Consider the following 21,562-nt stretch of genomic DNA (forward strand, 5'->3'; position numbering starts at 1 on the left):
GGTACCCTATGAGCGACGTGATGGATATTTTGGCCAATGCCTCTTTCTGGGTGGCCGTGCTGCGTACGGCCACGCCGCTGCTGCTGGGCACGCTGGGGGTGCTGCTGTGCGAGCGCGCCGGGGTGCTGAATCTGGGCATCGAAGGCATCATGGTGGCCGGTGCCTTTACCGGCTGGCTGACCGTGTACACCGGCCACGGCCTGTGGACGGGTGTGCTGGTGGCCGCGCTCACCGGCGCGGTGCTGGGCAGCCTGCATGCCTGGCTGACGGTGGGGCTGGCGCTGTCGCAGCACGTATCGGGCCTGGGCATCACCATGCTGGCGACCGCCTTGTCGTACTACGGCTACCGGGTGAGCTTTCCCAAGGTGAACACGCCGCCCACGATCACCCCGTTTGAGGCCATGGACTGGCTGCCGATCCCGATTCTGGGCGACCAGACCGCCTTGACCTTGCTGGCGCTGCTGCTGGTGCCTTTGCTCGCCTGGGTGCTGTTTCGCACGCCCCTCGGTCTGGCCGTGCGCATGGTCGGCGAGAATCCGCAGGCCGCAGAAGGGCAGGGCGTGGCCGTGATGGCGGTGCGCAGTGGTGCCATCATTGCGGGCTCGGCGCTGATGGGCGTGGCTGGTGCCTTCTTGACCTTGTCGGCCTTCAACGCCTTTTTCTTCAACATGGTCAACGGCCGGGGCTGGATCTGCGTGGCGCTGGTGGTGTTTGCCTCCTGGCGGCCGGGCAAGGCCCTTCTGGGCGCGCTGCTGTTTGCGTTCTTCGATGCGCTGCAGCTGCGGCTGCAGCAGTCGGGCGATGGCCTCGTGCCTTACCAGTTCTATCTGATGCTGCCGTACCTGCTGTCGATTCTGGCGCTGGTGCTGGTGGCCCGCAAAGCCGCCTATCCGCAGGCCTTGATGAAACCCTACCGCAAAGGCGAGCGCTGAGCCGCGCTTCGCGCCCCACGATGCAGACCCTGGTCTGCCTACAAGGATAAAAAATGCTTGATTTATTGATTCACAATGCCAGCCTGCCCGATGGCCGCAAGAACATGTCGGTGGCTGTGCAGGACGGCAAGATCGCCGAGGTGAGCGAGGGCCTGCAGGCGCCCGCTGCCGAGGTGGTGGATGCCGAGGGCCTGCTGCTGAGCCCGCCCTTTGTGGACCCGCATTTCCACATGGATGCCACCCTGAGCTACGGCATGCCGCGTGTTAACGAAAGCGGCACCTTGCTCGAAGGCATTGCGCTCTGGGGCGAACTCAAACCCCAGCTGACGCATGAGGCGCTGGTCGAGCGTGCCTTGGCCTACTGTGACTGGGCGGTGGCGCGCGGCCTGCTGGCCATCCGCAGCCATGTGGATACCAGCGACCCCAGCCTGCTGCCGGTCGAAGCCATGCTCGATGTGCAAAAGCGCGTGGCACCGTATATCGATCTGCAGCTGGTGGCCTTTCCGCAAGATGGCGTGCTGCGGACGCCGGGCGGGCTTGACAACCTCAAGCGCGCGCTGGACCTGGGCGTCGATGTCGTCGGCGGCATTCCGCACTTTGAGCGCACCATGGCCGATGGCGCCGAGAGCGTGCGCATTCTCTGCGAGCTGGCGGCCGAGCGCGGCAAGTTGGTGGACATGCACTGCGACGAGTCGGATGACCCGATGTCGCGCCATGTCGAGACGCTGGCCTACCACACGCAGCGCCTGGGCCTGCATGGCCGCGTGACCGGCTCGCACCTGACCTCTATGCACAGCATGGACAACTACTACGTCAGCAAGCTGATGGCCTTGATGGCCGAGGCGCAGCTGGGCGTTGTCAGCAACCCCTTGATCAACATCACGATCCAGGGCCGCCATGACAGCTACCCCAAGCGCCGTGGCATGACGCGCGTGCCCGAGCTGATGGCCGCTGGCCTGACCGTTGCCTTTGGCCATGACTGCGTGATGGACCCCTGGTACAGCCTGGGATCGGGCGATGCGCTGGAGGTGGCGAACATGGGGCTGCATGTGGCGCAGATGACCAGCCGCGCCGGCATGCAGCAATGCTTTGATGCCATCACCCTGAACCCCGCGCGCTTGCTGGGCCTGCAAGGCTATGGCATTGAAAAGGGCGCCCATGCCGACTTTGTGTTGCTGCATGCCAAGGACCCGGTGGAGGCCTTGCGCCTGAAGGCCACGCGCCTGGGCGTATGGCGCCGTGGCCAGCGCATTGCCAGCACGCCGGCACCGGTGGCCACGTTGAATGTGCCAGGGCGCCCGGGCAGCACCACGCTGTTGAGCGCCCGTTAAGCACCGCCTTTCAGCGCTGTTGCAAGCGCTTGCGGATGGGTTCGAACTCCGGTGTCGCGCTGCGCTTCACCGGGTCGGGCTGGCCTTTTTCCATCGCATCCCAGTAGCGCCAATGCACCTTGGCCTGGCCCAGTTCGTAATCCATCGCATCCCAGGCATCTTCGCGAAAGCTGTAGAAGGCCCAGTGGTAGCGCTTGTCCTCGGCGTAGGACAGTACATCGTCCAGGTACTGGCTGCAGCTGTCGAGCATGCGCACGCAGCCAAACTCGCCCATGACGATCTGCTCCGGCGGGATCGACAAGGCGCGCGCCCAGCTGTTGACGGCATCCAGGTACTGGGCCACGCGCTCATTGTTCCAGGTCTGGGTATTGCCGGCAAAAGGCACCTCGCCCGGGTAGCGGTAGGGCTGCTTGCGCTTCAGGTTGGGGCCGCTGGTGGCCTGGTAAGGCTCGTACATGTGAAAGCTGTACAGCACCCGTTTGTCTTCTAGCGCTTCAGGCCAGTAGGCAAAGGCATCGGCCGCGCCATACCAGCCGGCATCCACCATGATGGGCATATCCGGGTCGACCGCACGGATCTGGGCCACCAGGTAGCGGTAGAAAGCCGGCAGGTCGCGCGGACCGCCCTTGGCCTTGGCATACCAGGCCTGCATTTCCGCTTGGCTGGCGTGCTCGGGCAGGCCGCCTTGTTTCTCGGGTGCGGGTTCGTTGATCAGGTTATAGGCCGCTATGCCGGGCGTGTCTTTCAAGGCGCGGGCGAGGTCTTGCCAAAACTGGCCTGCCGCCTTCCAGTGCGCCTTGTCCTGCCAGATGCGGTCGTCAAACTTCCCCTGGTTGTTTTGCGACCAGCGCGACAGCGGCAGCGACAGCGGCGCAATCACCACCTTCAAACCAGCCGCATCGGCCTTGGCCACCGAGGCTTTCAAGGTGGCCAGATCCACGGCGGACAGGCGCTGGTAATCATCGGCATTGCCCATCAGGAAGTCACGCTGCTCGGGCTTCCATTTGTCATACGACAGCCGCACCCAGCTGGCGCCATAGCTGCGCAGCGCTTCGTAGTAGCTGGCATCCGGCGGCAGGCGGTTGAAGCTGTTGCCACCCCGTTGGGTGTGGGTCCAAAAGGTTGCCAGGTCGGCCGCTTGCACGGGTGCAGACAGGGCCAGAGCGAGGCTGATGACAGAGAGCTTCAACATTGAGATAGGGCGGTCAAGACAGTCAACTTGAGGTGCGGCGATACTATCACTGGTTTCGGCGTGATTGATTTCTGTTTGCAACTGGATATGGCACCGCTTTTACCCGCTTTCCGAGACATCCGGCACCAGCCATTACCTTGCGCTTGCTCACACAAATGGTTAGCAATCTCGTTGGTGGTGAAAAAGCGGGAGCAAAGCTTGCCAGCTTTAGTCGCTGGCATGGACCAGCGTTGAGGCCTTGCAATGGGTTTAACTCGCAGCTGAACCTGATGTAAGCGCCTAGCTAGGTCAGCGTGTGCGGATATCCGATTTCATCGGCATCTGCGCGAACTGCATGGAGATCAGCCTGTTGGTCGAGCAAAAATACAAGCTGCGGTGACAAAGTCTGATGGGCAAAGATCGCTGACACTGCCTCCAGGTTCACGGGAATATCGTAGTAGCCCTCCGCCCATTCCTTGTACCCTGGCGCTCCATGGGTAAGCTGCAACACCATCTGGGTCGCGCCGTCGTCACCGGAAAAGCCTGCCACCTTGTTCCAGGTTTTGTCATGGTGCGTGCGCCACAGACAAAATGTCGCGTGCTGCATGGAGAACGCAGGTTCATTCAAAAATTCGGAGAAATCTCTCGGGACCTGTCGCTGAATTTCTGAGAGAAACGACGAATCGCCCGCCAGTTCATGCGCGAACCCTTTCATGGCAGCACCCGCGTCATCGAACAAGATAAACCACTCGTCGCCGCTGCCATCGCGCATGGACGCCATCTTTTGGCCGCTAGCCCAGCCGCTGTTGAAGCTGAAGTTCCGATATTCCCAATCAGGGCTGAGGATTGCATCCAGCATAGCGAGCGACTGCGCGGTGCGTTGGAGATCAGCAATCGGTGGCAGCAAATTTTCGGGCATAGGTAAAAAATCCGTATTCTGGCTTTGATGTAGGAATGCTGTTTAGTCGCCATATCTGGACAGCCAACTTCCGACTTCTTGGTCTATGCGCATTCCCTGTCCAAGAAGTCTGGGGTCTAAAGCCTACCCCTCCCGGTGCAAAAACTGCTTTCTATAGCTGGCCGGCGAAATCGAAAACATCCGTGTGAACTGCAGGCGAAATGACACGGTGGAGCCAAAGCCTGCCGTCTCTGCCACCTGGTCGATGGAGCCATCGCCGCGCTCCAGCAGGCGCTGGGCGACGGCCAGGCGTTGGTGCAGCAGCCATTGCACGATGGTGGCGCCGGTCTTGCGTTTGAAATGGCGGCTGAAGTTGCGCGGGCTCATATGGGCTTTCTGGGCCAATTGCTCGACATTGATGGGCTCGTTCAGATGGGCCATGGCCCAGTCCAGCGCGGCAGAGACGGCATCCGGGCGCTCGGTTTCGGACAACGGCATCTCGATGTACTGCGACTGGTTGCCGTGGCGGTGGGGCGCAACGACCAGGCGGCGCGCCACACGGTTGGCGATTTCTGCGCCATGGTCCAGCCGGATCAGGTGCAGGCAGCAGTCAATGGCGGCAGCCGTGCCGGCCGAGGTGGTGATATTGCCGTCGTCGGTGTAGAGCGCATGGCGGTCGAGCTTGACGTCGGGGTGGTCCTTGGCGAAATCATCGGCCCAGGCCCAGTGTGTGGAGGCCGAGCGGCCTTGCAGCAGCCCGGCTTGGGCCAGCACAAAGGTGCCCAGACACAGACCTACGACCCGCGCGCCACGCGCATGGGCTTGCTGCAGCGCGGCCAGCATAGCGGCGGAGGGCTGCGCATCCGGTGAACTCCAGGACGGAATGATGACCGTATCAGCCTGCTCCAACGCTGCCAGGTCGTGCTCAACTTGAATCGCGAATCCGGACAGGGTGGACACAGCGCCAGGGCGCTCAGCGCAGACCTGGAGCGCATAGCGCGGTGCGCCCAGACGCAGCAAATCGTCCCCGAACACGATGCAGGGGACGGACAAATGGAAGGGGCTGATCCCGTCGTAGGCAATCACAGCAATCGTGTGCATGGCATTCAAAAGGTGGATTTGGCCGGATCTTATCGCATCTTGTCTATTTGGCTACTTTTGCATTTTCTGCAGATCAACAGAATAGAGCCATCGATTCAGGCAAACAGAAAGCCATTACTAGTCGGAATCGAAAAGCTTATTCAATCGTTTGATACTAGGAGTTAATGATGAAGTTATCCGTTGCTGCCGCCGTTCTGGCCACCTCTTCGCTGATTGCATGCGCCGCTGGCGCTGCGGATGGTCTGGTCTCTGTTCCTGTGTCCCAGCTCAAGTGGACCGAGTTGGCCGGCTCGGGTGGCATCAAGTACGCCAATGTGCGGGGCGATCTGACGGGCCAGAACCCTTATGAAGCCTTTGTGCTGTTCCCCGCTGGCCGCGACAACCCCACCCACCACCACAGCAAGTCGCTGCCCACGGTTGTCATCCAGGGAACGTTTTATGCTGTTATCGACGGCAAGCGCACCGAATACCCTGCAGGTTCTTTCTATGATCTTCCTGCCGGCAAGACCCATGAGAGTGGTTGTGTGGCGGGCATGGATTGCTTGCTGTTCCAATACCAGAGCAGCGGTTTTGATTTTGTGACCAAATAATCTGATTGCTTAGATTAATGGTTGGATGTATGGAGCGTTTGAGGTTTTAGTTCCCAACCATCCATCCATAAAAAATGGCAGCCTAGGCTGCCATTTTTTTGTGCCTAGGGCTTGTCCCGGGCTTGTACTTTTATAGGTCTGGAATCAATCCGCCGTAGGCGGCACGTAGCCGGCGGCGGCATCGGCGCCTTCGCCGAAGAAATGGTTTTCCATCTGACGCGCCAGGTACTGGCGGGCGCGCTGGTCGGCCAGGTTCAGGCGGTTTTCATTGACCAGCATGGTCTGGTGCTTGAGCCAGCCAGCCCAGGCTTCCTTGCTGACGTTTTCCCAGAGGCGCTTGCCCAGCTCACCAGGGTAGGGGGGAAAGTCGAGGCCCTCGGCTTCTTTGTGCAGTTTGACGCAGTTGACCATACGTGCCATGGGAGATGCTTCCTTCGTTGGGTTGACGCTGTTGCACTGGCAGGGTGCTCGCCCGGTGCTGCCGCAATCTGCTGGCGATTGCCAAGCTATGCCTGCTTTGCCCGCACCCGCCCAGGGTTGGAGTGCTGGCGTGCCTCCTGCCTTGCCAGAACCGAAACCGTTCCCGGCAGATGCGCTTCCGCGTCTTGTTAATAAGTTTCAGTCATAAAAAACTGAATTAATAGTAGTTTGAGTTTTTATGGAGGCATTTCAGAATGCGTTCAGGCCTCAAGCCCTACGACTTTTGCCATTCTGAAAGTGTTCCATGCAACAACGCCGCCACTTTATCAAGTTTCCGATAGCCGCAGCCGCAGTCGCGTCTCTGATGGCGCTAGCACCGGCCGTTTTTAGCGGCGCAGCCCATGCCCAGGCACCTGCACCGGTGACCTTGCTCAATGTCTCTTACGATCCGACCCGTGAGCTGTACAACCAGTTCAACCAGGCTTTTGCCAAGCACTGGAAGGAGACGACCGGCCAGACCGTGACCATCAAGCAGTCGCATGGCGGCTCCGGCAAGCAAGGGCGCGCGATCATTGACGGCATCGAGGCCGACGTGGCAACGCTGGCGTTGGCTGGCGACATCGACGCACTGCACAAATATGGCCAGCTGGTGCCCGCCGATTGGCAAAAGCGCTTGCCGCTGAACAGCGCGCCTTACACCTCGACCATTGTGTTCCTGGTCAAGAAGGGCAACCCCAAGGGCATCAAGGACTGGGGCGATCTGATCAAGCCCGATGTGAAGGTGATCACCCCCAACCCCAAGACCAGTGGCGGCGCGCGCTGGAACTACCTGGCTGCCTGGGAGTTTGGCAAGCGCAACTATGGCGGCGAGGCCGGTGCCAAGGACTACATCACCAAGCTGTTCAAGAATGTGCCGATTCTCGACACCGGCGCGCGCGGCTCGACGGTGACCTTTGTGCAACGCGGCCAGGGCGACGTGTTGCTGGCCTGGGAAAACGAAGCCTACCTGGCATTGAAGGAGTTTGGTCCCGAGAAGTTCGAGATCGTGACGCCTTCGCTGTCGATCCTCGCAGAGCCCACGGTGACCGTGGTGGACAAGGTCGTGGACAAGCGCGGCACCCGCAAGATCGCCGATGCCTACCTGCAGTACCTGTACTCGGATGAAGGCCAGGACATTGCCGGCCGCAACTTCTACCGCCCCACGGCCGAAGCGGCCAAGGCCAAATACGCCAGCCAGTTCGCCAACCTGAAGCTTTTCACCATCGATGACGCTTTCGGCGGCTGGACCAAGGCAGATGCTGCGCACTTTGCCGACGGCGGCAGCTTTGACCAGATCTACACCAAGAAATAAGCAAGGACGCTGAACAAGCCGCCGGGTACCCCCTGGTGGCTTGGTCCAAAAAGGTGAATGTTATGAATTTTCAGCAACTGCGGGCCGTGCGTGAGGCCGCCCGCAATGGCTACAACCTGACCGAGGTGGCACATGTGCTCTACACCTCGCAGCCAGGCGTGAGCCGCCAGATCCGCGAACTGGAAGACGAGCTGGGCGTGGACATCTTCATCCGCGCCGGCAAGCGCCTGACCGGGCTGACCCCGCCGGGCGAAGCCATTTTGCCGATCGTGGACCGCTTGCTGCTGGAGTCTGAAAACCTGCGCCGTGCCGGTGCCGATTTCCATGCCAGCCGCAGCGGCCAGCTGAGCATTGCCGCCACCCACTCGCAGGCGCGCTATGCACTGCCGCTGGTGGTGCGCGATTTTCGCGAGCAGTTTCCCGACGTGGCCCTGCACCTGCACCAGGGCTCACCGCGCCAGGTGGCCGAGATGCTGCTGAGCGGCGCGGCCGATATCGGCGTGGCCACCGAGGCCTTGACCGGCTATGCGAGCCTGGCCACCTTGCCGGGCTACCGCTGGACCCACTCGGTCGTCGTGCCGCCTGGCCACCCCTTGCTGGCCCAGCAGGAATCCGGCCGCCCGCTGACCCTGCAGTCGCTGGTGCGTTTTCCGATCATCACCTACGAACAGGGCTACACCGGCCGTTCGCACATCGATGAATCCTTTGCTGCGGCCGAGGTGACGCCCAATGTGGTGCTGACTGCGATGGACGCCGACGTGATCAAGACCTATGTCGAGCTGGGCATGGGCATTGGCATCGTGGCCTCGATCGCCTTTGACGAGGAGCGCGACCGCAACCTGCGCGCCATCGATGCGGGGCATTTGTTCAAGGTCAACACCACCCGCATTGCACTGCGCAAGGGGGTGTGGCTGCGCGCCTATGCGCTGCAGTTCATCGAAAGCTTTGTGCCAACCTTGAAGCGCGAGGTGGTGTTGCAGGCCGTCTCTGCCACGGCGCCCGACGAGCCGGCAGCCGCTGCTACAGCGCAGAAAGCCGCTTGAGCGGCTGGCACTGACACTGCGACTGGATCCAGGCTGACAAGAATAGAAACAAAGTTTTCAATAAGCGCAGGCTATGATGCACGTTTTTAACGTGTAGATGAGGAGATAGCGAATGCGCAAAACTTTGATGCTCACGGGTCTGGTCGCAGCCATGGCCCTGGCCGGCTGCAAAACCATGGACGCGGGCAACCTGAGTGGTCTGATGGATTCCGGCTCCACCGCGATGAAGGCCATGACATTGACCGATGGCGATGTCGTGGCTTTGTCCAATGAATCCTGCGCCGCGCTGGACCAGCAAAACAAGGTCGCACCCGCGAACAACAAATACAGCCAGCGCCTGGCCAAGGTCGTGGCCAACATGCCCCAAGAGGTGGAAGGCAAGAAGGCCGACTACAAGGTCTACCTGACCAGCGATGTGAATGCCTGGGCGATGGCCAATGGCTGCATCCGCGTCTACAGCGGTCTGATGGACCTGATGAACGACGACGAACTGCGTGGCGTGATCGGCCATGAAATCGGCCATGTGGCGCTGGGACACAGCAAGCGCCGCATGCAGACGGCGTATGCCACATCGGCCGCACGCCAGATTGCCGCCAACAGCGGCAATGCCACCTTGGCATCGCTGTCGAGCTCGCAAGCGGGCGAGCTGGGTGAAAAGTTCATCCATGCGCAGTTCTCGCAGTCCAACGAGTCTGCCGCCGATAACTACTCCTTTGACCTGCTCACCAAGCAAAAGATGGAACGCAAAGGCCTTGTCACGGCCTTCCAGAAACTGGCCAAGCTGAGCGGCGGTGGCGGCGGCTCTCTGATGGATTCGCACCCCCCATCGGAAGCCCGCGCCAAGGCGATGCAGGCACGACTGGACAGCGGCAAGTAAATCTCCGTAACGCAAAGGACTGGCAGGCTGCAAGGCAGCTGACCAGTCCTTTTTTGCGTCTCCGCATCGCAGAGGGGCCTGCAGCCGGTGCCTTCGCGATCGCACGGTACAGCGCGGGCTGCTATGCTGGCAGCCCAACTCCAAGAGATGTTATGCAGTTACTGTTGTTGAGCAACTCCCGTGCCCCGGATGGCGGCTACCTGACCTTTTGCCGCGATGCGCTGGCAGCCCAGATGCAGGGCGTGCAAAAAGCATTGTTCGTGCCCTTTGCCGGGGTCAGCCTCAGCTGGGATGATTACGCTGCGCAGGTGCAGGACGCCATTGCACCTACCGGCGTTCAGCTGGTGGGCGCGCACCGGGATGACGCCCTGGGCCAGTTTCTGGCTGGGGATATTCAAGCGGTGATCGTCGGCGGCGGCAATACCTTCCAGCTGCTGGCGGAATGCCGCAAACGGGGCTGGCTGGTACGCATCGACGATGCGGTGCGCTCGGGCCGCATGTCGTACACCGGCTGGAGCGCGGGCGCCAATCTGGCGGGGCTGACGATCAACACCACCAATGACATGCCCATCGTCGACCCCCAAGGTTTTGGCGCGCTGGGCCTGGTGCCGTTCTGCATCAACCCGCACTACAACAACAGCCTGCCGCCCGGCCACCAGGGCGAAACGCGCGACCAGCGTCTGGCGGAGTTCCTGATCGCCAACCCGGACAAGCAGGTGATTGCGTTGCCCGAAGGCAGCTGGCTGCGCGTGCAGGGCGGCCAGGCCCAGGTGGCGGGGCAGTTCGCAGCCAAGCGCTTTGCAGCGGGCAAACCGGTCGAGGACCTGCCCGTAGGAACTGCGCTGTACGTCTAGTACTTAGACGCGCTCAAAGATGGCGGCAATGCCCTGGCCGCCACCAATGCACATGGTGACCAGCGCATAGCGGCCACCGGTGCGGTGCAGCTCATGGATAGCCTTGACGGTGATGATTGCGCCCGTCGCTCCAATCGGGTGGCCCAGCGAAATGCCCGAACCATTGGGGTTGACCTTGGCCGGGTCGGCGCTCAGGCCCTTGGTCACTGCGCAGGCTTGCGCGGCAAAGGCTTCATTGGCTTCGATCACATCCATCTGGTCGAGCTTGAGGCCGGTCTTGGCCAGCACGGCCTTGGACGCTGGCACCGGGCCAATGCCCATGATCTTGGGGTCGACACCGGCATGGGCATAGCCCACCAGACGGGCCAGCGGCTTGGCGCCACGCGTTTGGGCGGCGGCTGCTTCCATCAGCACCACGGCGGCTGCGGCGTCATTGATGCCGGAGGCATTGGCGGCGGTGACGGTGCCGTCTTCCTTGATGAAGACGGGCTTCATCTTCTGAAAGTCTTCAATCTTGGCGCCGGCGCGGAAGTGCTCGTCCTTGTCAAAGCGGATGTCACCCTTCTTGCTTTTGAGGATGACCGGCACGATCTGGCCGGCAAAGCGGTTCTCTGCCCAGGCCTGCTCGGCGCGCTGGTGGCTGCTCAGGGCCAGTTGGTCCTGGTCGTCGCGGCTGACACCAAATTCCTTGGCCACGTTCTCAGCGGTCACACCCATGTGGATGTTGTGGAAGGGGTCGTGCAGCGCGCCGGTCATCATGTCGATCATCTTGAAATCGCCCATGCGTGCGCCCCAGCGGCTGGTGGTGCTGGCATAGGGTGCGCGGCTCATGTTTTCGGCGCCGGCACCAATGGCCACGTCGTAGTCGCCCAGCAGAATGCCCTGGCTGGCCGTCACAATCGCCTGCAGGCCCGAGCCGCAGAGGCGGTTGACGTTCATGGCCGGCGTTTCCTGCGGGCAGCCGCCCTGGATGGCGGCCACGCGGCTCAGGTACATGTCCTTGGGTTCCGTGTTGACCACGTGGCCGAAGACCACATGGCCCACATCCTTGCCTTCAATGCCGGCGCGGGCCAGCGACTCCTTGACGACCAGCGCACCCAGCTCGGTCGGTGGAACATCCTTGAGGCTGCCGCCAAAGGTGCCGATGGCAGTGCGCACGGCGCTGCAGACAAGTACTTCACGGGACATGGAACGGTCTCCTGTTTAAGTTGGAATGGGCATGCAAATGTTGCCTTGCAGCATTATTGCCAGCCAGACCGCCGCTGTGTCAACCACAGAGGGCGAGCACGCACCTTGGTGACAGTCACGACGGGCTGGGAGCGTTCAGTGCGCTTCGTCGTTCAAGGCTCGCGGACGTCGGCGATCACATTCTGGCCAAAATCGGCGCGGTCCAGCCAGCCCAGCACCTTGGCAGCGGCTTGTTCAGGACTGCTGAGTTTGCCGCCTTCATGCAGGCCCTTGAAGTTGCCTACATCAGGGAAGGCGCCCGCATCGGCACTGCGCAGCTGCACCTGCATGTCGGTATCGATCACGCCGGGCGCGAGCGAGACGATCTTGGCGCCATGGGGCTTGTGGGCCTCTTCCAGTGCCACGCAGCGGGCATAGGCATCCATGCCGGCCTTGGCGGTGCAGTAGGCGGCCTGCGATGCCATAGGGCGGCGGCCCAGGCCGGAGGACACATTCAGCACCTTCTTGGGCACGGTCCAGCTGTCGGTCGCACCCAGGAACACGCCCGTCAGCGCCATCGGCGCCTCCAGGCCCACGCGCAGTGCATTGCGCAGGTCGGGCGTGGCCAGGTCAGACAGCGGGGCGATCTGCGGAATCACGCCAGCGTTGTTGATCAGCGTGATGCTGGCCCAGTCGGCGGGCTGGAGGCTGCGCAGCCAGTCGCCCAGGCGCTGGGCGGCGGCATCGGTATCGCCCAGGTCCTGCTCCCACTGGATGAGCTGGTCAGGCGTTGGAGCGGCAGCGGCCAGCGCGCTGGAGCTGCGGCGCGCGATGCTGAGCACGGTATGGCCCTTGGCCAGAAGTTGCTGGCCCATGGCCAGGCCCATGCCGCGGGAGCCGCCGGTCAAAATGGAGAGGTGTTTGGTGGTCATAACCAGCTATCGTAACGGGTTGGAGTGAAATCGGGCGATTTCTTCGCGCTGGCTCTTGCTTGCACCTTAGTGCAAGCTGCGAACCAACCCTTCGAACTCATCCCGATTGCACTCCAACGCGGCTGCGCCAAGATGGCAAACAGCTTCCAACAGCTGCGTTTTTCCCGGATGCCTGCACAGGCGCGGCGGCTTGGTTAGGATCGACAGCTTTGGAACGACAAAGACAAAGGAAGCACAGCATGAACCAATCCAAAGTAGCCATCGTGATCGCCGGTGGATCCGGGATGGGCGCAGCGGCGGCACGCCAGTTGCACCAGGCCGGCTATGCGCTGGGGATTATGTCGTCCTCGGGCAAGGGTGAGGCGCTGGCCCAGGAGCTGGGCGGTGTAGGGGTGACGGGGTCCAACCAGAATGTGGCCGACATGCAAAAACTAGTGGACGCCGTGATGGCGCGCTACGGCCGCATCGATGTGCTGGTCAACGGCGCTGGCCACGGCCCCAAGGGCGATCTGCTGTCGATCAGCGATGAGGACTGGATCAAGGGTCTGGAGGTGTACTTTCTGAACGTGGTGCGCGCCACGCGCCTGGTCGCACCCATCATGCAAAAGCAGGGCGGTGGCGCGATCATCAATATCTCGTCGGCCTGGGCGTTCGAGCCGGCAGCGCTGTTCCCGACCTCGGCCATGGCGCGCTCCGGGCTGGCGGCCTTCACGAAGATCTTCTGCGACGAATACGGCCAGCACAACATCCGCATGAACAATGTGCTGCCCGGCTGGATCGACAGCCTGCCCAAGAAGGACGAGCGCCAGGCGGCCGTGCCACTGCAGCGCTACGGCAAGGCTGATGAGATTGGCGCCACCGTGGCCTTTCTGGCCTCCGACGGTGCGGCCTATATCACCGGCCAGAACATCCGCGTGGATGGCGGCCTGATGCGCCACGTCTAAGACGGCCAGGCCGTTCCAGCCCGGCCTTCAGAAATCTGCCGCCAGCCGGCAGTCCAGCCATTGGCCGGTCACCGGGTGGGCAAAGCCCAGCTGCTGCGCCTGCAGCAGCAGGCGCGGTGCCATGGCCTGCACTGCGGCGCTGGCATACAGGCCGTCGCCCAGTATTGCATGGCCGATGGCCTGCATATGCAGGCGCAGCTGGTGGGTGCGGCCGGTCAGTGGCTCCAGCCACAGGCGGGTGCAGCCGGCGGGCATGGTTGGCAGCGCGGCTGCCTCGTCTGCGCTCATCGCCCGCCACCAGGTCTGGCTGGGCTTGCCGATCTCCCAATCGACACGTTGCAAGGGGCGGCGCTCCCAGTCAGTGATCAGTGGCAGGTCCACCAGGCTCCAGGCGTGGCCATCCTGCGGCATCGCGGCGTGCAGCGCATGGCCGGGCGCCAGAGGCTGGGCAGCTGGAGTGCCGCAGACCACGGCGGTATAGCGCTTGCGTACCGTGCGGGCTGCAAAGGCATCGCCCAGCGCGCGCTGCACGGCCAGGCTGCGCGCCATCACCACCAGGCCCGAGGTGGGCTGGTCCAGCCGGTGCACCACCAGCGCATCCGGCCATTGCAGCTGGGCCCGGGCGCTCAGGCAGTCCTGTTTGTCGTCTCCCCGGCCGGGCACGCACAACAGGCCCGATGGCTTGTTCAGCACCAGCAGGTGCTCGTCGATGTAGTCGGGGATCAGCATGGCAACAGCGCAAAAAGGCAGCAGGGAAATGCGCCAGATTTTAAGGGCTGCAGCCTAGGTGACAGCGCGCAGTGCGCGTTGCGCGCCGCAGCCTGTACTGTATGCCTCGTCATAAGCTGCAGGCATTTGCTCATGCAGCCCGCGCGCAGTGCGGGTTGCTACGATGCCCTTTGCCGCGCACAAGCGCTATAAAAACGGATGCATGCCGGTGGTGCCATGCGCAGCATCGCCTGCGTGCGGCCACTGGCCATATCACAAGGAGACCCAATGCTAGGCCTGATGCAAAAGCAGCAACTGCTGACTTCCAACCTGCTGGAGTTTGCGGAGCGTTACCACCGCGATACCGAAATCGTCTCCCGCCGTGTCGAAGGTGACATCCACCGCTACACCTATGCCGACTTTGCGCAGCGCTCGCGGCAACTGGCCCAGACCCTGGATGGCATGGGCCTGGCCGCAGGCACGCGCGTGGCGAGCCTGGCCTGGAATGGCTACCGCCATATGGAGCTGTACTACGGCGTGGGCGGCTCGGGCCGGGTCATCCATACTTTGAACCCCCGCTTGCACCCGGACCAGGTGGTTTGGATCGTCAACCATGCCGAGGACGAGGTGCTGTGCTTTGACAGCTGCTTTCTGCCGATCGTGCAGGCCATCCACGCGCGCTGCCCGACGGTGCGCCAATGGGTGGCGCTGTGCGATGCCGACAAGTTACCCGCCGATGCCGGCATCCCGGGCCTGGTCGCCTACGAGGCCTGGATTGGCGGCGCCGATGGCGCCTACCAGTGGCCCGAGTTTGACGAAAACACCGCCTGCGGCATGTGCTACACCAGCGGCACCACGGGCAACCCCAAGGCCGTGCTGTACTCGCACCGCAGCACCGTATTGCACGCCTATGGCGCTTCGCTGCCTGATGTGATGGATATATCCTCGCGCGATGTGGTGCTGCCCGTCGTGCCGATGTTCCACGTCAACGCCTGGGGCCTGCCTTTTTCCGGGCCGCTCAACGGTGCCAAGCTGGTGTTTCCCGGCCCGGCGCTGGATGGCCCCTCGGTCTATGCGCTGATGGAGGCGGAGAAGGTGACGTTTGCCGCCGGCGTGCCCACTGTCTGGCAGATGCTGTTGAGCCATGTGCAAAGCCAGGGCCTGCGCTTTGGCAGCCTGCAGCGCACCATCATTGGCGGTTCGGCCTGCCCGCCGGCGATGATCAAGACCTTCCAGGACGACTATGGCGTCACCGTGCTGCATGCCTGGGGGATGACCGAGCTCAGCCCGCTGGGAACCGTGTGCACCTTGAAGCACAAGCACCTGGCGCTGCCGGCTGACACCCAGGCGCAGCTGCTGGCCAAGCAGGGCCGGGTCATCTTTGGCGTGGACATGAAGATCGTCGGCGACGATGGCCTGGACCAGCCCTGGGACGGCAAGACCTATGGCGACCTGCTGGTGCGAGGCCCCTGGGTGGTGGCCGACTACTACCGCAGCGAGGGCGCGTCGCCGCTGGTGACCGATGCGCATGGCCGCGACTGGTTCCCTACCGGTGATGTGGCCACCATCGATGCCGATGGCTTCATGCAGATCACCGACCGCAGCAAGGACGTGATCAAGTCCGGCGGTGAATGGATCAGCTCCATCGATATCGAGAACATTGCGATGGCCCACCCGGCAGTCGCCATGGCCGCCTGCGTGGGCATGCCCCACCCCAAGTGGGACGAGCGGCCAGTGGTGTTTGTTGCGCTCAAGAAGGATGCCACCGTCAGCGAAGCAGAGTTGCTGGCCTTCTACCAGGGAAAAATGGCCAAGTGGCAGATTCCCGATGCGGTGCTGTTTGTCGATGCGATCCCGCTGGGCGCGACCGGCAAGATGCTCAAGACCCGGCTGCGCGAGCAGTTCAAGGACTATGCGCTGCCGGCCTGATGGCCTCCATTTGATCCATTTCTTCAGGCATACCAGGAGGCCTTTGCATGACGCGCAAGATTGGGCAATTATTTGATTTGACCGGCAAGACGGCACTGATCACCGGTGGCTCGCGCGGCCTGGGGCTGCAACTGGCCCATGCGCTGGGCGAGGCCGGTGCCAAGGTGGTCGTGACCAGCCGCAAGGCCAGCGAGCTGGAAGCAGCGGTGGCAGAGCTGGCGGGCGCAGCCATTGATGCGCGCTGGATCGCCGCCGACTGCGCGGTGGACAGCGAAATCGAGCGCCTGGCGCAAGAGGTGCTGTCGCGTGAGGGCGATGTCGACATCTTGGTCAACAATGCTGGTGCCAGCTGGGGCGCGCCCGCCGAAGACCACCCGGCTGCCGCCTGGGACAAGGTGATGAACCTGAATGTGCGCGGCTATTTTCTGCTCTCGCAGCAGCTGGCCAAGCGCAGCATGATCCCGCGCCGCCAGGGCGCCATCATCAACCTGGCCTCGATTGCCGGGCTGGGCGGCAACCCGGCAGCGATGAAGACCATTGCCTACAACACCAGCAAGGGCGCCGTCATCAACTTCACCCGGGCGCTGGCGGCCGAATGGGGGCATTACGGCATCCGGGTCAATGCGCTGGCGCCGGGTTTTTTCCGCACCAAGATGGCCAATGGCCTGATCGACCAGATCGGCGAGGATGCGATGACCGCCGGCGTGCCGCTGGGGCGCCTGGGCGGGGATGATGATTTGAAGGGTGCTGCGGTGCTGCTGGCCAGCGACGCCGGCAAGCACATCACCGGCCAGTGCCTGGCCGTCGATGGCGGGGTCAGCATCGTCACCGCTGGCTGATTCAGGTTGGCAGAGCGGGTAGATTGACGGGCTGCCTGCACAAGGCAGCCCGCCTTCGCTCGATCAGCTGTGGTCCGTCTGCGCCAGGTAGAACCACTCGCGGTTCACGGCGGCATCGGCCTGCGGGAAGATCACGCAGCCATCGAACGGCGCCAGAATCTGGCTGCCATCGGCGCGCGTGGCCAGCAGGTCGCCCTTGCGGAATGGGTCAAAGTTCTGCCAGTCCTGTTGCATGCGGTCGTCGGCGCTTTCGCGCATGAACACCTGCCGCATATGGTGCGTGGTGTACTGGGCAACCGGCTCGACGGTCACATCGGCCATCTCCAGCAGGTTCAGCACGCCGGCGATGCAGCGGTCGGCGACCTCGATGGCCTGCGGCTCTTCGTGCGAGCCCGATTCCACGGTGATCGCATAGCCGCCCCGGCTGCGCATGAACTCATTGGTGCCGATGCCATGCTCGGGGCGAAGCGCGCCGCCGCTCGCCTTCACGGCTTGCTCATAGACCTCCAGCCAGCCTTGCACGATGACGGGCAGGCCCACAGCCTTGGCAAAGGCCTCTTCCTCTTGCTGGCGCGCAAAAGGCTCCAGCGTGCCGGTGTTGTTGAGCGGGCCGGTCATCGCAAAGGCCCGGCCTTCGCCGCTGTAGGAGTGCAGATCGAGCAGCGCATCATGGCTCTCCAGCAACGGAGCCAGCGCATTGACCATGTGGTCTTCAAAGTTCTGCGGCTGGGCCTGGGGCACAAAGTTGCGGTTCAGGTTGCGGTCGCCTTCGCGCTCGTTCTTGATAAAGGCCTTGGGGTTGGCCACGGGCACCATCGTCAGGCGCCCGCGCTTGAGGCGCACCTGACCCGATTCAAAGCGCTCGATCCAGCGGTGGATCGCATGCGTGCCGCTTTGCTCATTGCCATGCACGGCGCCAAAGATCAACAGGGACGGGCCCGGCACAGCCGATGCCCAGCCGTAGCTGCGCAACGCGGCAGGCTGATCGGCAGAGGGGCTGTGGTCCAGTTGGGGGATGTGGAAGCGAGAGACAGTCATTGCAGTTTTCCGGTGTGATGGCATGCCAGCCCGGGCCACTGCATCACAAGCCTTGCATCCCGCCGGGGACTGTCGCACCAGAGCAGGGCGCAAGGTTTATACCCACAACTGTGGGGCAGGGGGCGGCGTGTGCCATTGGCACCTGCTAGCAGGTGCCAGCAGCCATACTACCGCATCGGGCGCTGCAGGCAGCCGATTCTGCTATCAATTTTGATACGCTAAGCAACTGTTACCTGGCCGGCTCTGTGCCCGGGGCAGCCAAAAACGAGAAAGGCTGCCGAGGCAGCCTTTGCGGGAATGTGGGCCATTTAGCCCAGCACGCTTATGCGGCGCGGGTGAACACCAGATCCCAGACACCATGGCCCAGACGCAGTCCCCGGTTTTCGAACTTGGTCAGTGGACGGTACTCGGGCTGCGGCGCGTAGCCGTCGGCGGTGTTCTTCAGGTCGGGGTTGGCCGACAGCACTTCGAGCATCTGCTCGGCATAGGGCTGCCAGTCGGTCGCGCAGTGGATATAGCCACCGGGCTTCAAGTGGGCCACCAGCTGGGCCACAAAGGGCGACTGGATCAGGCGGCGCTTGTTGTGCTTTTTCTTGTGCCAGGGATCGGGGAAGAACACATGGATGCCGTCCAGCGAGCCTGGCTGCAGCATGTTCTCCAGCACTTCCACGGCATCGTGCTGGAAGATGCGGATATTGGTGATGTCCTGCTCGCCAATACGCTTGAGCAGTGCGCCCACGCCCGGCTCATGCACTTCGCAGCACAGGAAATTGTCTTCCGGGCGAACGCGGGCGATGTGCGCCGTGGCCTCGCCCATGCCAAAGCCGATTTCCAGAATCACCTTGGCCTGGCGGCCAAACGCCGCTTCGGCATTGAAAGCCTCACCGGTGTAGGGCAGCACATAGCGGGTGCCCAGCGTTTCAAAGGCCTTGGCCTGGCCGGTGGTGGTGCGGCCCGCACGGCGCACATAGGAGCGGATGGTCTTGGGATGGGCGACATCCGCAGGCGCATGGCCGGGGGCACTGCTGGCATCGCGTGCGTTGGTGATGATGGGCTCGGGCACGGGGCCGGCAGCAGGCGTCGAAGAAGATTGCATGGTCATGGAGGTGCCGCTCAGCACAAGCGGCAGGGTGGCGCTTGCCCGGCAAGGGGCGCTCGGCCGCGTCAAAAAAGGGGCTATTGTAGATTTTTCCGGTTCGCAGTTGCAAAACATTGGGCAATCGCTGTGCGTGCTGGCTGCCCGCTAGCGGCAAAGTCGCTGCCTATAATGCCCTTTTCAATCTCAAGTCTGTCGTGATTGCAGGTCTGTATGCGACAGGAAACTCTGGTGGCGGCTCGTGGCTTGCACTATGCGGCCATGCTCGCCCCATGGGTTCCGGTATGGGCCTGCCAGTTGCGCCAGCATCCGGAGCAGCATGGACATTCTTTCGTCGTTGGAGCCGATCGTGCGCGACCTCATCGCGCCGGCTGCCGCGCATACCGATAGCCAGGCGGTCTATCCGCGCCAGGCGCTGCAGGCCTTGGGCAGCCAGGGGCTGCTGGGCCTGATCAGCGCCGCTGATGTGGGCGGCATGGGCGCAGGCCTGCCCGAAGCGGTACAGGTTGTGGAGCGCATTGCCCAGGACTGCCCCTGCACGGCCATGGTGCTGACCATGCACTACTGCGGTGTGGCCCTGATCGAGCCTTTTGCTGCCGAAGACACCCGCCGCGCCATTGCACAGGGCCGTCACATCACCACCCTGGCGGTGTCGGAGACCGGCTCGCGCAGCCATATCTGGGCGCCAACGGGTACTGCCGCAGCGCAGGGCCCGAGCGCGGTGCTGCTCAATGCCCACAAAAGCATGATTACCTCGGCCGGGGAGGCCGATTCCTATGTCTGGATCTCGCGGGCGAGCACCGGTGAGGGCAATACGCTGTGGCTGGTGGACAGCTGCCTGCCCGGGCTGCAGATTCCCGCGCGCTTTGATGGCATGGGGCTGCGCGGCAATGCCTCGTCTCCGATCATCGCCCAGGATGTGGCTGTGCCGCTGTCCTGCCGTTTGGGCGAGGATGGCCAGGGCGAAGACGTCAAAGCCCGCTACCTGATGCCGTATTTTCCGACCTTGATCGCCACCACGTCGGTTGGCCTGATGCAAGGCGTGCTGCGCCGCGCGCTGCAGCATGTGGCCCACACCCGCTTTGCCGAAAACGGCAGCGGCCTGGCCGACCTGCCCACCATCCGCGCCTACCTGGCCAAGGCCCAGCTCAAGGCCGACCAGGCCCGCCTGCTGCGCGATGACGCCGTGCAGGCGGTGCTGGCCGGGCGCCCCGATGCCAAGACCCGGCTGCTGCAATGCAAGGCCGCTGCGGCCGAGGCGGCGCTGGAGGTGAGCGATACGGCCATGCGTGTCTGCGGTGGCGCCGCCTTCCGCAAGGACCTGGGCATTGAGCGGCTGTTCCGCGATGCCCGCGCGGCCTCGGTGATGGCCCCCACCACCGATGTGATCTATGACCTGCTGGGCAAGGCGCTGTGCGACGCTGCAGCCTGAGCCACCGTAACCAACCCAACCGGAGAGACATGCACCCATGACCGCTTCCTACACCACCCTCAAGATGGGCGCCGTGGCCTATGCGCCCAAGGTCATCACCATCTGGGAGGGCTTCAAGGCCCACTTCATCGAGCAAGGCCTGTACTTTGACTATGTGCTGTATTCCAACTACGAGTCGCTGACCGAGGCGCTGATGGATGGCACGGTGCAACTGGCCTGGAACTCGCCGCTGGCCTTTGTGCGCGCCGAGTTGATGGCGCGAGCCGCCGGCCAGCAGGTGCGGTCCATCGCAATGCGCGACACCGACATGGATGTGCAGTCGCTGCTGGTGGTGCGCGCAGACAGCCCGGCCCAGACCCTGGCCGACCTGCGTGGCCAGACCCTGGGCTTTGGCGCAATAGATTCGCCCCAGGCCACGCTGATCCCGCTGGACCACCTGCGCCAACAGGGCATGCTGGCCGGCCGGGATTTTCAGGCGCGCCGCTTTGATGTGCTGGGCGGCAAGCATGGCGACCATATCGGTGGCGAGCGCCTGGCGGCCAAGGCCATGGTGGCGGGAGACATTGCGGCATCCTGGATGGTTGCCAAGAACTACCTGGCCTTTGCCGCCGAAGGCACCTTGCCCGCAGGCGCCACACGCGTGCTCGACACCTCGCAGCCTTTTGACCACTGCAATATGACCGCCGGGCCCAGCATCAGCGCTGCCGATGCGGCGCGCTTTACCGAGATCCTGCTGGCCATGTCCTGGGACGACCCGCTGATCCGCCCCTTGCTGGAGTTGGAAGGCCTCAAGGTCTGGCACCCTGGCCGGGCTTCGGGCTATGTGCCCTTGGCCCGTGCGGTGCGCGATGAGCGCTTCTACGATGACGCGGGCCGCATCCTGGCGGCCGACTACCGGTATTGACACCC

21 protein-coding genes are annotated in these 21,562 nt (G+C 63.1%); 12 read left to right on the plus strand and 9 right to left on the minus strand.

Annotation, left to right across the window (positions count from 1 at the left end):
- Positions 1-8 precede the first annotated feature (8 nt).
- Positions 9-932 (plus strand): ABC transporter permease, encoded by a 924-nt coding sequence (locus LPW39_RS15660; protein WP_230777044.1) that lies wholly within the window; start codon positions 9-11, stop codon positions 930-932.
- A 53-nt stretch (positions 933-985) separates the two neighbouring features.
- A complete protein-coding gene (locus LPW39_RS15665; RefSeq protein ID WP_230777046.1) occupies positions 986-2,263 on the plus strand; it encodes an amidohydrolase family protein in 1,278 nt (425 codons plus the stop codon).
- A 10-nt stretch (positions 2,264-2,273) separates the two neighbouring features.
- Here the strand turns inward: LPW39_RS15665 and LPW39_RS15670 are convergent, their stop codons facing one another.
- The 3 genes from LPW39_RS15670 to LPW39_RS15680 form a co-directional block, all read right to left on the minus strand.
- Positions 2,274-3,455 (minus strand): glycoside hydrolase family 5 protein, encoded by a 1,182-nt coding sequence (locus tag LPW39_RS15670; protein ID WP_230777047.1) that lies wholly within the window; start codon positions 3,453-3,455, stop codon positions 2,274-2,276.
- Between the two features lie 283 nt (positions 3,456-3,738).
- Positions 3,739-4,353, minus strand: coding sequence for a hypothetical protein (locus LPW39_RS15675; protein WP_230777049.1), 615 nt, complete (start codon positions 4,351-4,353; stop codon positions 3,739-3,741).
- 123 nt (positions 4,354-4,476) lie between these two features.
- Positions 4,477-5,433: a GlxA family transcriptional regulator gene (locus tag LPW39_RS15680; RefSeq protein ID WP_230777059.1), complete on the minus strand. Its 957-nt coding sequence runs from the start codon at positions 5,431-5,433 to the stop codon at positions 4,477-4,479.
- A 167-nt stretch (positions 5,434-5,600) separates the two neighbouring features.
- Here LPW39_RS15680 and LPW39_RS15685 point away from each other — a divergent pair, with 167 nt between their 5' ends.
- Entirely contained in the window at positions 5,601-6,023 is a 423-nt protein-coding gene (locus tag LPW39_RS15685) for a cupin domain-containing protein (protein WP_230777062.1), read from the plus strand.
- Between the two features lie 144 nt (positions 6,024-6,167).
- Here the strand turns inward: LPW39_RS15685 and LPW39_RS15690 are convergent, their stop codons facing one another.
- Positions 6,168-6,443, minus strand: a complete 276-nt coding sequence (locus LPW39_RS15690; RefSeq protein ID WP_133856086.1) for an oxidative damage protection protein — start codon at positions 6,441-6,443, stop codon at positions 6,168-6,170.
- A gap of 304 nt (positions 6,444-6,747) precedes the next feature.
- On the opposite strand from LPW39_RS15690, the gene LPW39_RS15695 reads away from it, so the two are divergent.
- From LPW39_RS15695 to pepE, 4 genes are all read left to right on the plus strand, one after another.
- Complete coding sequence (locus LPW39_RS15695; RefSeq protein WP_330166617.1) at positions 6,748-7,794, plus strand: sulfate ABC transporter substrate-binding protein; 1,047 nt, start codon at positions 6,748-6,750, stop codon at positions 7,792-7,794.
- Positions 7,795-7,856: 62 nt separating this feature from the next.
- Positions 7,857-8,837 (plus strand): CysB family HTH-type transcriptional regulator, encoded by a 981-nt coding sequence (locus tag LPW39_RS15700; protein ID WP_133856088.1) that lies wholly within the window; start codon positions 7,857-7,859, stop codon positions 8,835-8,837.
- Positions 8,838-8,949: 112 nt separating this feature from the next.
- Complete coding sequence (loiP, locus tag LPW39_RS15705) at positions 8,950-9,714, plus strand: metalloprotease LoiP (protein ID WP_230777068.1); 765 nt, start codon at positions 8,950-8,952, stop codon at positions 9,712-9,714.
- A 152-nt stretch (positions 9,715-9,866) separates the two neighbouring features.
- A complete protein-coding gene (pepE, locus tag LPW39_RS15710; RefSeq protein WP_230777070.1) occupies positions 9,867-10,568 on the plus strand; it encodes a dipeptidase PepE in 702 nt (233 codons plus the stop codon).
- Between the two features lie 3 nt (positions 10,569-10,571).
- Here pepE and bktB read toward each other — a convergent pair whose 3' ends face one another.
- Positions 10,572-11,756 carry a beta-ketothiolase BktB gene (gene bktB, locus LPW39_RS15715; RefSeq protein WP_230777072.1) on the minus strand — a complete coding sequence of 395 codons (1,185 nt, stop codon included), beginning with the start codon at positions 11,754-11,756 and terminating at the stop codon, positions 10,572-10,574.
- 152 nt (positions 11,757-11,908) lie between these two features.
- Positions 11,909-12,667, minus strand: coding sequence for an SDR family NAD(P)-dependent oxidoreductase (locus LPW39_RS15720; protein ID WP_230777081.1), 759 nt, complete (start codon positions 12,665-12,667; stop codon positions 11,909-11,911).
- A gap of 239 nt (positions 12,668-12,906) precedes the next feature.
- Here LPW39_RS15720 and LPW39_RS15725 point away from each other — a divergent pair, with 239 nt between their 5' ends.
- Positions 12,907-13,611: an SDR family oxidoreductase gene (locus LPW39_RS15725; RefSeq protein ID WP_230777083.1), complete on the plus strand. Its 705-nt coding sequence runs from the start codon at positions 12,907-12,909 to the stop codon at positions 13,609-13,611.
- 27 nt (positions 13,612-13,638) lie between these two features.
- On the opposite strand, the gene LPW39_RS15730 is transcribed toward LPW39_RS15725, so the two are convergent.
- Positions 13,639-14,340: a pseudouridine synthase gene (locus LPW39_RS15730; RefSeq protein ID WP_230777091.1), complete on the minus strand. Its 702-nt coding sequence runs from the start codon at positions 14,338-14,340 to the stop codon at positions 13,639-13,641.
- Positions 14,341-14,607: 267 nt separating this feature from the next.
- On the opposite strand from LPW39_RS15730, the gene LPW39_RS15735 reads away from it, so the two are divergent.
- Both LPW39_RS15735 and LPW39_RS15740 read left to right on the plus strand, forming a co-directional pair.
- On the plus strand, positions 14,608-16,248 hold the full coding sequence (locus LPW39_RS15735) for a 3-(methylthio)propionyl-CoA ligase (protein WP_230777093.1): 1,641 nt from the start codon (positions 14,608-14,610) through the stop codon (positions 16,246-16,248).
- Positions 16,249-16,295: 47 nt separating this feature from the next.
- Complete coding sequence (locus LPW39_RS15740) at positions 16,296-17,087, plus strand: SDR family oxidoreductase (RefSeq protein WP_230777095.1); 792 nt, start codon at positions 16,296-16,298, stop codon at positions 17,085-17,087.
- A gap of 63 nt (positions 17,088-17,150) precedes the next feature.
- Here the strand turns inward: LPW39_RS15740 and LPW39_RS15745 are convergent, their stop codons facing one another.
- Both LPW39_RS15745 and trmB read right to left on the minus strand, forming a co-directional pair.
- Complete coding sequence (locus tag LPW39_RS15745; protein WP_230777104.1) at positions 17,151-18,125, minus strand: succinylglutamate desuccinylase/aspartoacylase family protein; 975 nt, start codon at positions 18,123-18,125, stop codon at positions 17,151-17,153.
- Positions 18,126-18,447: 322 nt separating this feature from the next.
- A complete protein-coding gene (trmB, locus tag LPW39_RS15750; RefSeq protein WP_373450271.1) occupies positions 18,448-19,221 on the minus strand; it encodes a tRNA (guanosine(46)-N7)-methyltransferase TrmB in 774 nt (257 codons plus the stop codon).
- Positions 19,222-19,540: 319 nt separating this feature from the next.
- On the opposite strand from trmB, the gene LPW39_RS15755 reads away from it, so the two are divergent.
- Positions 19,541-20,653, plus strand: a complete 1,113-nt coding sequence (locus LPW39_RS15755) for an acyl-CoA dehydrogenase family protein (RefSeq protein WP_230777115.1) — start codon at positions 19,541-19,543, stop codon at positions 20,651-20,653.
- 37 nt (positions 20,654-20,690) lie between these two features.
- Positions 20,691-21,557: a phosphate/phosphite/phosphonate ABC transporter substrate-binding protein gene (locus LPW39_RS15760; RefSeq protein ID WP_230777117.1), complete on the plus strand. Its 867-nt coding sequence runs from the start codon at positions 20,691-20,693 to the stop codon at positions 21,555-21,557.
- Positions 21,558-21,562 lie beyond the last annotated feature (5 nt).

The organism is Comamonas koreensis (assembly GCF_021026195.1).
GTDB classification, from domain to species: domain Bacteria; phylum Pseudomonadota; class Gammaproteobacteria; order Burkholderiales; family Burkholderiaceae_C; genus Comamonas; species Comamonas koreensis.

What these genes read in the sequence shown, in the direction of transcription:
- LPW39_RS15660 (WP_230777044.1), top strand. Translation starts at nt 9, where the DNA reads ATGAGCGACGTGATGGATATTTTGGCCAATGCCTCTTTCTGGGTGGCC.
- LPW39_RS15665 (WP_230777046.1), top strand. Translation starts at nt 986, where the DNA reads ATGCTTGATTTATTGATTCACAATGCCAGCCTGCCCGATGGCCGCAAG.
- LPW39_RS15670 (WP_230777047.1), bottom strand. Translation starts at nt 3,455, where the DNA reads ATGTTGAAGCTCTCTGTCATCAGCCTCGCTCTGGCCCTGTCTGCACCC.
- LPW39_RS15675 (WP_230777049.1), bottom strand. Translation starts at nt 4,353, where the DNA reads ATGCCCGAAAATTTGCTGCCACCGATTGCTGATCTCCAACGCACCGCG.
- LPW39_RS15680 (WP_230777059.1), bottom strand. Translation starts at nt 5,433, where the DNA reads ATGCACACGATTGCTGTGATTGCCTACGACGGGATCAGCCCCTTCCAT.
- LPW39_RS15685 (WP_230777062.1), top strand. Translation starts at nt 5,601, where the DNA reads ATGAAGTTATCCGTTGCTGCCGCCGTTCTGGCCACCTCTTCGCTGATT.
- LPW39_RS15690 (WP_133856086.1), bottom strand. Translation starts at nt 6,443, where the DNA reads ATGGCACGTATGGTCAACTGCGTCAAACTGCACAAAGAAGCCGAGGGC.
- LPW39_RS15695 (WP_330166617.1), top strand. Translation starts at nt 6,748, where the DNA reads ATGCAACAACGCCGCCACTTTATCAAGTTTCCGATAGCCGCAGCCGCA.
- LPW39_RS15700 (WP_133856088.1), top strand. Translation starts at nt 7,857, where the DNA reads ATGAATTTTCAGCAACTGCGGGCCGTGCGTGAGGCCGCCCGCAATGGC.
- loiP (WP_230777068.1), top strand. Translation starts at nt 8,950, where the DNA reads ATGCGCAAAACTTTGATGCTCACGGGTCTGGTCGCAGCCATGGCCCTG.
- pepE (WP_230777070.1), top strand. Translation starts at nt 9,867, where the DNA reads ATGCAGTTACTGTTGTTGAGCAACTCCCGTGCCCCGGATGGCGGCTAC.
- bktB (WP_230777072.1), bottom strand. Translation starts at nt 11,756, where the DNA reads ATGTCCCGTGAAGTACTTGTCTGCAGCGCCGTGCGCACTGCCATCGGC.
- LPW39_RS15720 (WP_230777081.1), bottom strand. Translation starts at nt 12,667, where the DNA reads ATGACCACCAAACACCTCTCCATTTTGACCGGCGGCTCCCGCGGCATG.
- LPW39_RS15725 (WP_230777083.1), top strand. Translation starts at nt 12,907, where the DNA reads ATGAACCAATCCAAAGTAGCCATCGTGATCGCCGGTGGATCCGGGATG.
- LPW39_RS15730 (WP_230777091.1), bottom strand. Translation starts at nt 14,340, where the DNA reads ATGCTGATCCCCGACTACATCGACGAGCACCTGCTGGTGCTGAACAAG.
- LPW39_RS15735 (WP_230777093.1), top strand. Translation starts at nt 14,608, where the DNA reads ATGCTAGGCCTGATGCAAAAGCAGCAACTGCTGACTTCCAACCTGCTG.
- LPW39_RS15740 (WP_230777095.1), top strand. Translation starts at nt 16,296, where the DNA reads ATGACGCGCAAGATTGGGCAATTATTTGATTTGACCGGCAAGACGGCA.
- LPW39_RS15745 (WP_230777104.1), bottom strand. Translation starts at nt 18,125, where the DNA reads ATGACTGTCTCTCGCTTCCACATCCCCCAACTGGACCACAGCCCCTCT.
- trmB (WP_373450271.1), bottom strand. Translation starts at nt 19,221, where the DNA reads ATGCAATCTTCTTCGACGCCTGCTGCCGGCCCCGTGCCCGAGCCCATC.
- LPW39_RS15755 (WP_230777115.1), top strand. Translation starts at nt 19,541, where the DNA reads ATGGACATTCTTTCGTCGTTGGAGCCGATCGTGCGCGACCTCATCGCG.
- LPW39_RS15760 (WP_230777117.1), top strand. Translation starts at nt 20,691, where the DNA reads ATGACCGCTTCCTACACCACCCTCAAGATGGGCGCCGTGGCCTATGCG.